Raw genomic sequence first — 12,958 nt, 5'->3', positions numbered from 1 at the left:
GTAACTATGCTGCCGTCAAACAGGTTCACTATCCTGTGGGCAAACTCCGAATCATGAAGAGAGTGAGTAACCATTACTATGGTGGTCCCCTCCCTGTTCAGCTCGGTAAGCAGGTTCATCACCTCAAGTCCGTTCTTTGAATCAAGATTACCGGTTGGCTCATCGGCCAGGATCAGCTTCGGGTTTGCGACCACTGCCCGGGCTATTGCAACCCTCTGCTGCTGTCCGCCGCTCAGCTGCTGCGGATAATGGTTGCGCCGGTGACTTATCTTCATGCGCTCCAGCACGCTGTTCACCATCTCTTTTCTCTTGCGGGCGTTGATCCTCATGTACACCAGCGGCAGCTCTACATTATCCTGCACATTGATCTCATCGATCAGGTTAAAGCTCTGGAAAACAAATCCGATACTCCCTTTCCTCAGGTCTGTCCGCCGCCCTTCACTCAGCCGGCCCACCTCTGTGCCGTCAAAAAAATACTCTCCGGCAGTAGGATTATCGAGCATACCCAGGATATTGAGAAGCGTTGATTTACCGCAGCCCGAGGGCCCCATTACGGCAACAAATTCACCCTGCTCCACCAAAAGGTTCACCTGGTTCAGGGCAAGGGTTTCCACCTCATCGGTGCGAAAGATCTTGTCAAGGTTAACAGTTTTTATCATATTACAGGTTATTAGTTAGTTTTCCATTTAAACTGCCTAAATTCCGGCAGCTGGCTTTATCATGGCGGTTCGCTATATTCCGGCTGTTCACTTTATCCCGGCAGTTCACTTTATCCCGGGTGTTCGCTTTATCCCGGGTGTTCGCTTTATCCCGGCAGCCGGCTACATTACGGTTCCGGGCCCGGCAGCCTGTTTCTGATACATATCACCAATAGTATGCCACAACAGACAACAACCTGCTTGAAAGCTTTTTAAGATTTCAGCCCAGCATCAGGTGTAAAATATTTTAACACAGCGGTGACAAATTTTTTGACACTTAATTGCAATTGATAGAGGGTTATGCTACCAATGGGTTATCATGGGTAGGCATGCACGTGTTATGCAACTGATGGAGGGTGCTGTGTAAAATTACAGATCAAATTCTTTATTGAAAACCGGGTTGCTGGAAAGTTGTCTTCTACTATGATGTACTGTTATAATATCTATTTGATTATCTGACACTATCCGATAAATGATTCTATAATTTCCCTGGATAATTTCCCTGATCTTATCGTTATTAATTTCCGGTACAATTCTCCCAAATTTGTTTTGTTTTTCCAGTATCCTGGTTATGTCAAAAAATCTCTTTACTTGTATTTTGGCATATTTAACCGAATCTTTGGATATAAATTCAGCGATATTTTCAATGTCATCAACTGCCTGATCAGTCCATCTTACTTTATCCATTTTTTAAGCTTTTTTTTAGCCTCTTTAGTGGATTGGGTCTGACCAGTTTCTGATTGCTCTATCCCCGTTTCAATCTTATGGAGCAGAATTACCCTGTCTATCAAATCATCAATTGGAAATTTATCAGGTAAATCCTGAATGCTCTGAATTAATTTATCTTTTGTAATCATTATTGTAATTTTTTATAAAAATACAAAATTAACACCAGCTATATAAACTCAATTACTAGTTTAACGGAAAATGAGTAATAACCTTTTTCTTTTGACACTTCTTATATGACTTTTTCGATCTTATTAAAAGAAAGCACCGTCAAGCCGGTAACCAGTAAAGAATCCGTCGGCTTTTTGGTTACAATTAATAAAAATTCAGTCGCCCTTTTTGGTTTCGATCAGTATCACCGAGGTTATTCCCTCTATACTGTAATTGTAAATTTTGCTATGATCTTTAATTGCTTCAGGCCTTCTAATTACACTGATACTTATTATATCTGAGGGTTTCAGCATATATGGGCTGAATATTTCTGCTATCTCCCCGTCGATAACATACAGTATAGATTCAGCAACAGCCGGAACTATGCTTCTTCCTGTATCTATGGTGTCTGTTTCGGGTGGACTTATTCTTGCACTATCCCTGGTGTCTGTTTCGGGTAGATGAGCTTCTGCTTCCGTAACAGATACATATATGTATGCAGGTTCGGCAAATGCATACATAATAAGTGCAATTACCGGAATAATTGCAAGAAATCTCAGTTTTCTGAGTGGCGGAACAATCAGCTGTTTCATCATTTCAAATCTTTTTTTGTTAACAGATTGACTAAATGAGCTTGAAAGGGTAAGCTCCCGTGAACCAAGCATCTGGTTCAGCAGAATGGCCATGTAAATTACAAAAAAAAGTTATGCCGATTGCACCAAATGACTAAAAAAATAGTTGCTTTAAAAATGTTCTATGCAAACCGTACCCAAGTACAAGCTGTCCGGGCAACAGTCATCTTTTCAGTCTAGAATCAAATTTGAAGTTTCCCTGATCAATCAATCTGACCCTTGAATACTCCGGGTGTCTGCAATTCAATATGTAATTATGAGAGCTGTGAATAATACAACTCGGAACCTTAAGGGCGATTGTTTTACCTTCTCTGATCCATCTTTCCCCAATTTCCGATAATACTACCGGAGCCGGATATACCGTCCAGTTTTCTGGTAAGCTCTTTATTTCTATGGTGGTTATTGAATCATCAGGTATTTCAAGTGTAAGAATAACTAATGCCGGAATTAATAATGGAGGAGTATGAACAATTGTTTCCAGAAGGGCGATCTCCTTATTCTCACCTGTATATAATACCGGAGATCCTTTTTTGTTCCAGCGGCCACCAAACATAGCAGCCCCTTTTCCAGTCAGGTCGCTTGCATATTTCTTTCCCGTAATTCTATATACAAGCATAGCTTAACTATAAACACCATACTCGATTCTTCCTAAAACATCCCGGACTTTTGAAACACCTCCGGGAATTTCAATCAATTCGTAAGGTTCTAATCCACCCAGGGCATCATTTGGTAAATACAACCATTTAAAGAACGCATCCCTGTTTCCGAATACCTCTTCGCCATACAGGAATAAATCAGCAATCTCAAACAGCTTGACAGAAAAATTCCTGTCAAGTTTTTTATCAGCTTTAATCCAACGATATAAAGTAGGTTGAGAAATATCCAGAATCTGAGCGACTAATTCCTTTTTCAAATTAAAGTAATCGCTGAAGTTCTTTATTACACTAACACTGATCCCCCTGCTCGCAATATGAATAAAATCAAATGGGCTTTCAATTTTAGCCGGCACATTTTTTCTCCCAAGAACTTCTGTAAGTTTCTCGTAGTGTTCAGTTATTAATTCCTGCTCCTCTATCATTTGATAATATATTTTATTATATGAACGAAGATAGGAATATTTTATTATATTTTAATCGTTTTGAATAAAAAATAAATTGGGTTAAGGAGCAAATTAATACTTCATTTTTGACAAGTTAAATTGCATTTGATAGAGGGTTGAGCTATTTTTGGGTTCCCGCAGGATAAAACAGGTTATAATAATGTCAAAGGGTAACATACTGGTTGTAGATGATAACAGGAACGTGCTGCTTGCTATCGAGATGCTGCTTTCGCAGGAATTTGACAGGGTAAGCACCATATCCTCCCCCAACCTGCTGATCTCTGAGCTGCGGCAGAACCAGTACAACCTGGTGCTGCTCGATATGAACTTCAAATCGGGAGCCAACACCGGAAATGAGGGTATCTACTGGCTTCAGCGGATAAGGGAGGACCACCCCGACATTTCGGTGGTGCTGATGACCGCCTATGGCGACGTTGAGCTGGCCGTACGTGCACTGAAGGCCGGCGCCACCGATTTTGTGCTCAAACCCTGGGACAACACAAAGCTGCTGGCAACGGTACGCTCGGCCATCCAGCTTAACCTCTCCAGAAAGGAGATAAAAGACCTCAGGCAAAGGGAGAAGGAACTCAAAACCAGCATTAACAGGCATGACAAAGAGATAATAGGCTCTTCGAAACCGTTTGCAGAGATGCTGAAAACAGTTGAGAAGGTGGCCGCTACCGATACCAACGTACTTATTACCGGCGAGAACGGAACAGGCAAAGAGCTTATAGCAAGAAGAATTCACCGGCTTTCGGGTCGCAGCCAGGAGCTGATGGTCTCGGTCGACATGGGGGCTGTTAGCGAAACGCTATTTGAAAGCGAGCTGTTCGGACACGTCAAAGGGGCTTTTACCGATGCGCGCGATAACCGCACCGGCAGAATTGAGCTGGCCGACAAGGGCACCCTGTTCCTCGACGAGATAGCCAACCTGCCGCTCAGCCTCCAGCCCAAGCTTCTGGCAGCGCTTCAGAACAGGGTAATAACCCGCGTAGGATCGAACGAGACGGTTCCTGTCGATATCCGACTTATCAGTGCAACCAACCGCAACCCGGCCCGTTTGGTTGCAGAGGGGCTATTCAGGGAGGACCTTCTTTACAGGATCAATACCATCGGGATAGAGATCCCGCCACTGAGGTCGCGTACATCCGATATTCCCCTGCTGGCCGGCCATTTTCTTGAAAAATACTCCGAAAAATACGGCAAAAAACCTATAGAGATATCGGGGCGGGCCATGGAACGCATGGTTCAGCATAGCTGGCCGGGCAATGTGAGGGAGCTTGAACATACCGTCGAAAAGGCGGTGATACTCAATGAATCGGGCAGTATTACCGAAAACGATCTCTTCTCGGGAACTGCATCCGGATACCTGCCTGACCCCGGCGATACGCTCAACCTGGTCGAGATTGAGAAAAGAGTGATAATGACCGCTATTGAGAAAAACCAGGGGAACATAAAAGCTGCCGCCGGACAGCTGGGCATTACCCGTCAGACGCTATACAACAAAATGCAAAAATACGGCATAGGATGAACCGTCCGGGAAAATCTGCATCTACTATACACGTATGACAAGGTCATTTAATACCAGTATAATTGCCAGGATAACAGTGCTGGCGCTGGCCGGGGCGGCAACGGGATGGGCACTGGCCGCCGGGGCACAGCTGCACAACATCATCGTGGCTTTCGCCCTGCTGGTTGGGGCAGCCATAAGCCTTGCCTGGTACATTAACCGCATCAACAGGAAGATCAACTACTTTTTTGAGGCGGTACGAAATGATGACCACACCCTGATCTTCCCGCGCGGCGGGGGTGACGGACTTCTCAGCAGGCTGAGCGGCAACCTGGAAAGGATAAATGAGCATATCAGGCGGGTCAAGGTCGAAAACCGCCGGCAGGAGCAGTATTTCGGCGCTATGATAGAGCATATAAGCACTGGGATCCTGTCGTTCAACAGCGAAGGCTTTGTAATACACGCCAACAGCAGCCTTAAAAAGCTGCTTGGGATGAAACAGTTCACCCATATAAGGCAGCTCGAAAAGATAGACGGCAAACTCGCTTCCGCCGTAAGGCATATAGGATATGACGACGAAAAGCTGATAACGATCACGGTTCAAAATGAGCCTCTTACACTGCTGGTAAGGTCGACTGCCTTCAAAAGCATGGACCAGCCCCTTATCCTGGTTTCTGTTCAGGATATCAGGAAAGAGCTCGATGAAAAGGAACTGGACTCATGGCTGAAGCTGATCAGGGTGCTTACGCATGAGATAATGAACTCGATAGCGCCGGTAACCTCACTGTCTGAAAACCTTTGCAGTTATTATATCAAGGAAGGCCGTCCCATCCCGGTCGAAGAGGTGACCGAAACGACGGTGCAGAACACCATTAGAGGATTGAAGGTTATCAACGAGCAGGGACAGGGACTCATAAGATTTGTGGAATCGTACAGGAAACTTACCCGGCTGCCTGAGCCGGTAATATCGGCGGTAAGGGCGGGCGAACTTGTCGAAAACACGGTGATGCTGTACCGGCGGGAGCTGGGAGAAAAAAATATAAGCGTGTCGGTCATCGCCCGCGACGGCAACATCGAGCTTAACATAGACGAAAAGCTGATTTCGCAGGTGCTGATCAACCTGCTGAAAAACGCGGCCGAGGCGCTTGAGGGACGCGAAGGGGCAGAAATAAATATCGAATACCGTCTTAGCGATGCGGGACGGCCCGAGGTGCTGGTAGCCGACAACGGCCCGGGCATACCGCCCGGACTTATTGACGAGATCTTCATCCCCTTCTTCACAACCAGGGAAGACGGCAGCGGGATAGGGCTCAGCCTGTCGCGCCAGATCATGAGGCTTCACAAGGGCAGCCTGAAGGTCCGCTCCATCCCAGAAAGGGAAACGGTCTTTACCATGACATTCTGAAAACCGGCTCCAACCCTGGGCTTATCCGGCCGGTTATCCGGGATCAGGTCTGGTTCTTGCCCGGGTCTGACAGCGGGTTGTTGCGGCCATATCTTTCGTGAGCCTTAATGAAATCGCCTGCTACAATTGCAGATATCAGGGAAATTTCACCGGCTAAAATTGTTGCTGCAACAATTTCGGCAAATTTTTTGCTCTTGCCTCTGCCATAACAACCAATGATCTCAAGGCACTCGCGCTGAGTAGGAAGCGATACCCCTCCCCCGACGGTTCCCACCACCAGTGAGGGTAAATTTAATGAAACATACAGGTCTTTGCCCATGGCTTCGGCATAGGAATAACCGACGCAGGATTCCGAAATGTTGGCGAGATCCTGTCCGCAGGCCAGGAACAGGGCAGCAACGCCGTTAGCTATATGGCCGTTCATTCCCAAAACGCCTGCCAGCAGGTCTCCCATTACCATCTGCCGGTATGTCTTATCAATTTCCTCCGCCGTGGTACGCAGGAACCTGGAAATAACATGCTCCTTTATCAGAACATCAGCGGTAACGGTTTTCCCCCTGCCCAGGATGGAGTTTATATGGGCCGGCTTCTTGTCCACCGCCATATTGCTCTCAATTGCCCAGCGCACTACAGGGAAATTTTCGCTGATATAGGCACACAGTTTCTCCGATGCCTTTGATATCATATTCATCCCCATTGCATCACCAGTTGAAAAACTGAGCCGGAGAAAAACAATTTTCCCCTGGATATATGTGCTGTAGTCAAGGAGTTTTCCGTGATCTGTCGTGCTTTCAGCAACTTCCCTGAGCTTATTGAAATTCTTATTTATCCATTCAACAAACTCCCCTGATTTGAATACATTCTCCAGTTCAAAAAACGGAGCCCTCTGAATGCTGTCTTTAACCAGAACCACGTTCGCACCCCCTGAAAGGGAAACTACCCTGGCGCCCCTGTTGTATGATGAAATCAGCGCCCCCTCGGAAGTACTCAACGGAACATAAAAGTCGCCGTTCGCATATTTGCCGTTAACCTTCAATGGCCCGACAGCACCAACGGGGACCTGGGAAAAACCAATGATATTTTCAATGTTCCCCCTGGTAAGTTCTGTATCAATAATACTGCTTTGCAGGTATCTGATACTGCAGCCGCTCCTCTTACTCAAAAAACTGATCCGGTCTTTAATGGCGTTTTCAGAGTAATTGTTCTTTCTGTCTTTCGGTAGTTTCATCTCAATTAACAGTTAGATAAACAATTATAGAAACATTTTGCCAGATCTCTTATTAACAAATATATTAAGTAACCCACAAACCAGCATCAGTTTTTATAATAAAAGTCCACCTCATAAACCCTGATGCAGAAATCAGCTGCCTCTCCGGCGACTGGCAACTGGGCAGAATCCTGTTGGAGGTGCTGTGATGCAAAATTATAAAGATGTTTGTCCGGCAGGGGATATGAAGACGCACCGGAGGCCTGAAGGTCCGCTCCATCCCCGAAAGGGAAACGGTCTTTACCATGACATTCTGAAAACCGGCTGGCTGATTGCATATACCAGCCGATTGTCATTTGCGGTGATTTTTATATCTTGCCGCATCAAAAACAGGGCTTGGCTTGCAAAAAGATAAGATCGGGGCGGGCCATCCAATTCTGTGGCATAATATGATTATTGAAACCAGGGCATATGCAAGGGCAGGGTTGCTGGGTAACCCGTCTGACGGATATTTCGGGAAGACAATATCCATCATCATAAGAAACTTCGGTGCATCGATCTCGGTTTACGAAACACCCGAGCTGAAAATAGAAGAGACGGAAGTCGATCTTAACACTTTCAGGAATGTTTACCAGCTGGTCGATTCAGTAAAACTATCCGGTTATTATGGCGGAACGCGGCTCATCAAGGCTACCATCAAGAAGTTCGTCGAATATTGCGAGAACAGCAATATAAGACTCGGACACAAAAACTTCACCATCCGGTACAGGTCGTCCATCCCCCGGCAGGTGGGACTGGCGGGATCGAGCGCCATCATTGCTGCGACCATGAAGGCGCTGATGCAGTTCTACGATGTTGATATACCAAAGCATATTCTGCCTACACTGATATGGCGGACAGAGACCGATGAACTCGGTATCAACGCCGGTTTGCAGGACAGGGTGATACAGGTTTACGAAGGCTGTGTATACATGGACTTTGACAAAAAGCACCTGCAGGAAAAAGGTTTCGGCAGGTACACCCCCATCGACCCGGCACTGCTGCCGAAGCTCTATCTTGCCTACAAGGTGGAACTGGGAAAAGTCTCCGGAGCTGCCCTGAACAATGTCCGCGAAATGTATGACAAGGGAGACGAATTTGTTGTAAATACCCTCTCAGAGATAGCAGAGCTGGCCGAAGAGGGCAGAAAGGCAATCCTCGAAAAGGATTACGGCATGCTGAATGAGTTGATAAACAAGAATTTTGACCTGCGCTGCAAGATAATGAACATCTCCGAAAGCAATATGGAGATGGTGCAGACAGCAAGAGCCTGCGGAGCCTCAGCTAAATTTTCGGGTTCAGGCGGAGCCATCATAGGCATGTATGAGGATGATGAGATGCTGAGGCGGCTGATCCTTAACCTGAAAAAAGTAAACGCCAGAGTGATAAAACCAATAATATTCTGAAAAACCATGATAAAAAAAGCAGTTATCCCGGCAGCGGGCCTAGGTACAAGATTTCTTCCTGCAACCAAGGCACAACCCAAGGAGATGTTACCGATCATTGACACCCCCGCGATACAGTATGTTGTCCAGGAATGTGTGGACTCGGGGATAGAGGATATTCTTATCATATCAGGCAAGGGAAAGCGATCGCTGGAGGACCACTTCGACAAGAATTTCGAGCTGGAGACAAGGCTGCAGGAAAAAGAGGAGGAGGCACTTTATACTCACCTGAAGCATATCGAGAACCTTGCAAATATCCATTTTATCCGCCAGAAAGAGCTGAACGGACTCGGAGATGCCATATACCATGCCAGGTTCCATTGCGGTCAGGAACCTTTTGCCGTGCTCCTGGGCGATTCCATAATCGATTCGGCCATCCCCGTAACCCAGCAGCTTATAGACTCCTACGAGCAATATGGCCATACGGTCATTGCTGTGGAGACCGTTCCATGGGACAATGTTTCAAGATACGGTATCATAGATGGCGACAACCTCAGCACCAGGGTCATACAGCTTACCGGACTCATTGAAAAACCATCAAGGAAGCAGGCCCCCTCAAACCTGGCCATCGCCGGGCGTTACATACTCACGCCCCAGATCTTCAAGGCGCTCGAAAAGACACCCCGTGGCAAGGGCAATGAGATCCAGCTTACCGATGCACTGCAGATCCTGCTAAAGGAGGAGGGGATCATCGCTACGCTTATCGAAGGCAAGCGGTATGACATCGGCAACAAGATGGATTTTCTGAGGACCACCGTTGAGTTTGCTCTGAAGAGGAAGGAGTTTGCGGCAGAATTTGAAGAATTCCTCAGGGAGACTATAAAGATGCTTGACGAAGAAAAGAAGAAGCAGTAAAAGAGAATATGCCGGTATCATTTATCGCATAGTTTCCTGTCGCCAATAAATGCTGCTCCATATCCACAAATGCACCGCTTATCCCCTGAAACCGCGAAATACAGGGCGGTGCATCTAAACTGCCAAAAAGGCCGGATTGCAAAAATCCGCGAAAAATAAAAATATTTTGCAATCCCGAATAAGTCTTTTATATTTGCACCGCTTTTAATGCAAAGGGGCGATTAGCTCAGCTGGTTCAGAGCACCTGCCTTACAAGCAGGGGGTCGCTAGTTCGAATCTAGCATCGCCCACCACAAAATCAAGCACTTGCAGCGTTCAGCCGGCAGGTGCTTTTTTTGTTTGCATACAATACACCTTCTGATCTTTTCGGATAAATTCCTGTCCATAGGTATAGATCCATACTTGATCGAATAAACAAATACTCCGCCGCTGTTCCATGGAATAAGCAATAACAGGGAGAGGTTAAAGTGCCCGGCTATATGTACTATGTTGTATCAGCCGGGGAACTGTTCCCGGACAAAACAAATCCAATTACCGTAAAAGCAATAAGCGAAATACCCGGTGCCGGCACAATACCAATGGCAATCTCAACCCGCTAACAAAGTATTAAAAAGGATATATGTGGATCAACTGGTGAATTAATCCCCATCTTTACTGTCAAACCAGTTAAATTAGTCCATACTCCTGAGGTGTCTTAACAGTCTCAATATGTACTCCATACATGCCTGCAGCAAATTCCGGGCATGAGTTTGGCATAATATTCCCACTGTGGTAGATGCACATTTAAAACTAAAAAAAGTAGTTATGGATAAACTTGAATTTAAAGGAACTTGGAACGATTTAAAAGGCAAGCTCAAGCAAAAATATGCTGAACTTACCGATGATGACCTTACCTATAATGAGGGACTGGACGATCAGCTGATTGGCAAGCTGCAGAAAAAGCTTGGCAAAACCCGTGACGAAATTATCAAAGAAATAAAATCACTTTGATATAGCTTGTCCTTGTACAGCTATCTCTCCCCCCCGGTATGCTAATCTCCCAAACGGTTAAATATCAGCCAGGGTTGACCGGGTAGAACCAATAATGCATAAAACGCCGGGGGTATTTTTAAACAACACAAAACCCCTAAATATGAAAAAGTTCGGAATAGCACTTATTATCCTGGGAATAGTTATTACTGTGTTTTCGGGAATAACCTTCAAACAGGAAGAAAGTATCGTCGAAATAGGCGATGTTGAAGTTACCAGGGAAAGAGAAAGAGAAGTTAACTGGCCGCAATGGGCAGGTGTAGTGGTTGTTGTTGCAGGAGCTGTAATATTCCTTGCAGGGCGCAGGAAATAACCATGATCTTTAACCAGAACAAACCAACCTGACAAAGTAAAATTTTAAGTTATGGACTACAAATTAGCTAAACTGGATTATTCATACGATGCTCTGGAACCTTACATTGACAAGGAAACCATGGAAATCCACCACTCAAAGCATCACCAGAAATACGTTGATAAGTTTAATGAAGCTGTAAAAGGGACAAAATGGGAGGGTAAGGACCCCGAGGATATTTTTCCGGAAATATCTTCAGTTGATGACAGTATTGCGACAAACGCGGGACAGGTCTATAATCACAATCTCTTCTGGAGATCAATGACACCTGAAAGTCCGGGTAAACCAGACGGACCGCTTGCCGAATCAATTAACAAACATTTTGGAAGTTTTAAAGAATTTCAGGAAAAATTTTCCCAGGCAGCAGCTACACAATTCGGCTCCGGATGGGCATGGCTGATAAAGGATGGTGATAACCTGGTTATATCATCAACCTCAAATCATATCAATCCTCTTATGGATACTGCCGGAACCAAAGGGTTTCCCCTTTTCTGTATTGATGTGTGGGAGCATGCTTACTATCTGAAATACAAAAATAAGCGCCCTGATTTTATTGAAGCTTTCTGGAATCTGGTAAACTGGGAGGAGATAAGCAGACGGTACAACAAGGCATAATATAAAATGCTATTATCCGGTGAAAGCCCTATCAGACTTCGACAGGTAAAAATGTTTGCAGAGAACGTAACGGGTCATTGCTTATTACCGGTTCAGAACGCCAGGATCGCAATTTTTCTACCTTTCAGGTTTCTCATCTGTAAATTGGTTAATAACCATTAAATTCAAAAAACATGAATGTATTAATAACAGACACAGGTTCAGTTTTCGGACATGCACTGGCTCTTGAATACCTGAATACGGGGGCGCATGTATACGGAATAAGTAAAATGTCTAATGACCAGTTGAACAGATATGTCAATTACAACCACCTTAAGCATGACGTTGGTGGCACATACAGAGATGTAAGAGATCTTTTTTTCTCCTGTGAGTTGAACAAATAAGGTTTTGATTGTTAATAATAAACAGTCAAATCTAAAAAGCATAATTATGCATATACTAATAACCGGAGGAAGTGGACTGATAGGTACGCACCTCAGCAGAAAGCTCAAGGAGAAAGGATATGAAACGGCAATCCTGAGCAGGAAAAAGACCGGTGATCCTGATGCTGAGACCTATCTATGGGATCCGGATAATAATGAGATTGAAAAGGGAGCAATAGAAAAGGCTGATTATATCGTACATCTTGCTGGAGCCAATATTTCAGATAAGCGGTGGACCAGTAAGAGGAAACAGGAAATAGTCGACTCCAGGGTTGAAACAGCAGAGCTGTTATTCAGTAAAGTCGCCGGATCCAAAACGCGGCCCAAAGCATTTATATCGGCATCAGCCGTTAACTATTACGGAACGTTGACATCCGATAAAATATTCAATGAAGATGATCCTCCTTCAACCGATTTCCTTGGAGAGACATGCAAAAAATGGGAACAGGCGGCCGGCAGGTTCAATGATTTAGGGGTAAGGACGGTAATTGTAAGGACCGGCGTTGTTATCTCCCCCAAAGGAGGGGCTCTCAAAAAAATGGCACTCCCCGTCAAACTGGGACTTGGCGCGCCGATAGGAAGCGGTAAGCAATATTTCCCATGGATACACCTGGATGATCTGTGCGGCATTTATATCAAAGCAATAGAAGATGCGCAAATGCAGGGCGCTTACAATGCAGTGGCACCGGGCCATATTACAAACAGGGAGGTCATGAAAACACTTGCTGATGCTTACAACAGGCCTTTCTGGGCTCCTAATGTTCCCGCATTTGT

Annotated in this window: 17 protein-coding genes and 1 tRNA gene; 10 read left to right on the top strand and 8 right to left on the bottom strand. The window is 45.3% G+C overall.

What is annotated here, in order from left to right:
* The 6 genes from EA408_12570 to EA408_12545 form a co-directional block, all read right to left on the bottom strand.
* On the bottom strand, window positions 1-659 hold a 659-nt coding region (locus tag EA408_12570), incomplete at its 3' end, for an ABC transporter ATP-binding protein (protein TVR69529.1).
* Between the two features lie 408 nt (window positions 660-1,067).
* Entirely contained in the window at window positions 1,068-1,385 is a 318-nt protein-coding gene (locus tag EA408_12565) for a type II toxin-antitoxin system RelE/ParE family toxin (GenBank protein ID TVR69528.1), read from the bottom strand.
* Window positions 1,373-1,555, bottom strand: a complete 183-nt coding sequence (locus EA408_12560) for a hypothetical protein (protein TVR69527.1) — start codon at window positions 1,553-1,555, stop codon at window positions 1,373-1,375. Before EA408_12560 ends, EA408_12565 begins: the two co-directional genes overlap by 13 nt.
* A 195-nt stretch (window positions 1,556-1,750) precedes the next feature.
* Window positions 1,751-2,260 carry a hypothetical protein gene (locus tag EA408_12555; protein TVR69526.1) on the bottom strand — a complete coding sequence of 170 codons (510 nt, stop codon included), beginning with the start codon at window positions 2,258-2,260 and terminating at the stop codon, window positions 1,751-1,753.
* A gap of 109 nt (window positions 2,261-2,369) precedes the next feature.
* The gene (locus EA408_12550; protein ID TVR69525.1) at window positions 2,370-2,822 is read right to left on the bottom strand and encodes an RES domain-containing protein; all 453 of its coding nucleotides are present in this window, start codon (window positions 2,820-2,822) and stop codon (window positions 2,370-2,372) included.
* A gap of 3 nt (window positions 2,823-2,825) precedes the next feature.
* Complete coding sequence (locus EA408_12545; GenBank protein TVR69524.1) at window positions 2,826-3,284, bottom strand: DUF2384 domain-containing protein; 459 nt, start codon at window positions 3,282-3,284, stop codon at window positions 2,826-2,828.
* Window positions 3,285-3,465: 181 nt separating this feature from the next.
* Between EA408_12545 and EA408_12540 the strand changes: the two genes are divergently transcribed.
* Together EA408_12540 and EA408_12535 are read left to right on the top strand one after the other, a co-directional pair.
* Window positions 3,466-4,836 carry a sigma-54-dependent Fis family transcriptional regulator gene (locus tag EA408_12540; GenBank protein ID TVR69531.1) on the top strand — a complete coding sequence of 457 codons (1,371 nt, stop codon included), beginning with the start codon at window positions 3,466-3,468 and terminating at the stop codon, window positions 4,834-4,836.
* Window positions 4,837-5,230: 394 nt separating this feature from the next.
* On the top strand, window positions 5,231-6,220 hold the full coding sequence (locus EA408_12535) for an ATP-binding protein (GenBank protein ID TVR69530.1): 990 nt from the start codon (window positions 5,231-5,233) through the stop codon (window positions 6,218-6,220).
* Between the two features lie 43 nt (window positions 6,221-6,263).
* Here EA408_12535 and EA408_12530 read toward each other — a convergent pair whose 3' ends face one another.
* Together EA408_12530 and EA408_12525 are read right to left on the bottom strand one after the other, a co-directional pair.
* On the bottom strand, window positions 6,264-7,448 hold the full coding sequence (locus EA408_12530) for a 3-hydroxy-3-methylglutaryl-CoA reductase (GenBank protein ID TVR69523.1): 1,185 nt from the start codon (window positions 7,446-7,448) through the stop codon (window positions 6,264-6,266).
* Window positions 7,449-7,534: 86 nt separating this feature from the next.
* The gene (locus tag EA408_12525; GenBank protein TVR69522.1) at window positions 7,535-7,783 is read right to left on the bottom strand and encodes a hypothetical protein; all 249 of its coding nucleotides are present in this window, start codon (window positions 7,781-7,783) and stop codon (window positions 7,535-7,537) included.
* Between the two features lie 93 nt (window positions 7,784-7,876).
* Between EA408_12525 and EA408_12520 the strand changes: the two genes are divergently transcribed.
* The 8 genes from EA408_12520 to EA408_12485 form a co-directional block, all read left to right on the top strand.
* Window positions 7,877-8,872, top strand: coding sequence for a GHMP kinase (locus EA408_12520; GenBank protein ID TVR69521.1), 996 nt, complete (start codon window positions 7,877-7,879; stop codon window positions 8,870-8,872).
* Between the two features lie 6 nt (window positions 8,873-8,878).
* The gene (gene galU / locus EA408_12515) at window positions 8,879-9,766 is read left to right on the top strand and encodes a UTP--glucose-1-phosphate uridylyltransferase (protein TVR69520.1); all 888 of its coding nucleotides are present in this window, start codon (window positions 8,879-8,881) and stop codon (window positions 9,764-9,766) included.
* 215 nt (window positions 9,767-9,981) lie between these two features.
* Window positions 9,982-10,059, top strand: a tRNA-Val gene (locus EA408_12510).
* Between the two features lie 511 nt (window positions 10,060-10,570).
* Window positions 10,571-10,756 (top strand): CsbD family protein, encoded by a 186-nt coding sequence (locus EA408_12505; GenBank protein ID TVR69519.1) that lies wholly within the window; start codon window positions 10,571-10,573, stop codon window positions 10,754-10,756.
* A gap of 94 nt (window positions 10,757-10,850) precedes the next feature.
* Entirely contained in the window at window positions 10,851-11,108 is a 258-nt protein-coding gene (locus EA408_12500) for a hypothetical protein (GenBank protein ID TVR69518.1), read from the top strand.
* Between the two features lie 51 nt (window positions 11,109-11,159).
* The gene (locus tag EA408_12495) at window positions 11,160-11,762 is read left to right on the top strand and encodes a superoxide dismutase (GenBank protein ID TVR69517.1); all 603 of its coding nucleotides are present in this window, start codon (window positions 11,160-11,162) and stop codon (window positions 11,760-11,762) included.
* A 173-nt stretch (window positions 11,763-11,935) separates the two neighbouring features.
* Entirely contained in the window at window positions 11,936-12,145 is a 210-nt protein-coding gene (locus EA408_12490) for a hypothetical protein (protein TVR69516.1), read from the top strand.
* Window positions 12,146-12,191: 46 nt separating this feature from the next.
* Window positions 12,192-12,958: TIGR01777 family protein (locus EA408_12485; protein ID TVR69515.1), on the top strand; the 767-nt coding region annotated here is incomplete at its 3' end.

This window comes from Marinilabiliales bacterium (assembly GCA_007695015.1).
Classification (GTDB): domain Bacteria; phylum Bacteroidota; class Bacteroidia; order Bacteroidales; family PUMT01; genus PXAP01.
The sequence above is the reverse complement of the archived record's forward strand: the minus strand, read 5'-3'. Positions and strand labels throughout refer to the sequence as shown.

What these genes read in the sequence shown, in the direction of transcription:
- EA408_12490 (TVR69516.1), top strand. Translation starts at nt 11,936, where the DNA reads ATGAATGTATTAATAACAGACACAGGTTCAGTTTTCGGACATGCACTG.
- EA408_12560 (TVR69527.1), bottom strand. Translation starts at nt 1,555, where the DNA reads ATGATTACAAAAGATAAATTAATTCAGAGCATTCAGGATTTACCTGAT.
- EA408_12495 (TVR69517.1), top strand. Translation starts at nt 11,160, where the DNA reads ATGGACTACAAATTAGCTAAACTGGATTATTCATACGATGCTCTGGAA.
- EA408_12505 (TVR69519.1), top strand. Translation starts at nt 10,571, where the DNA reads ATGGATAAACTTGAATTTAAAGGAACTTGGAACGATTTAAAAGGCAAG.
- EA408_12500 (TVR69518.1), top strand. Translation starts at nt 10,851, where the DNA reads ATGCATAAAACGCCGGGGGTATTTTTAAACAACACAAAACCCCTAAAT.
- EA408_12555 (TVR69526.1), bottom strand. Translation starts at nt 2,260, where the DNA reads ATGGCCATTCTGCTGAACCAGATGCTTGGTTCACGGGAGCTTACCCTT.
- EA408_12550 (TVR69525.1), bottom strand. Translation starts at nt 2,822, where the DNA reads ATGCTTGTATATAGAATTACGGGAAAGAAATATGCAAGCGACCTGACT.
- EA408_12530 (TVR69523.1), bottom strand. Translation starts at nt 7,448, where the DNA reads ATGAAACTACCGAAAGACAGAAAGAACAATTACTCTGAAAACGCCATT.
- EA408_12540 (TVR69531.1), top strand. Translation starts at nt 3,466, where the DNA reads ATGTCAAAGGGTAACATACTGGTTGTAGATGATAACAGGAACGTGCTG.
- EA408_12565 (TVR69528.1), bottom strand. Translation starts at nt 1,385, where the DNA reads ATGGATAAAGTAAGATGGACTGATCAGGCAGTTGATGACATTGAAAAT.
- galU (TVR69520.1), top strand. Translation starts at nt 8,879, where the DNA reads ATGATAAAAAAAGCAGTTATCCCGGCAGCGGGCCTAGGTACAAGATTT.
- EA408_12545 (TVR69524.1), bottom strand. Translation starts at nt 3,284, where the DNA reads ATGATAGAGGAGCAGGAATTAATAACTGAACACTACGAGAAACTTACA.
- EA408_12520 (TVR69521.1), top strand. Translation starts at nt 7,877, where the DNA reads ATGATTATTGAAACCAGGGCATATGCAAGGGCAGGGTTGCTGGGTAAC.
- EA408_12525 (TVR69522.1), bottom strand. Translation starts at nt 7,783, where the DNA reads ATGACAATCGGCTGGTATATGCAATCAGCCAGCCGGTTTTCAGAATGT.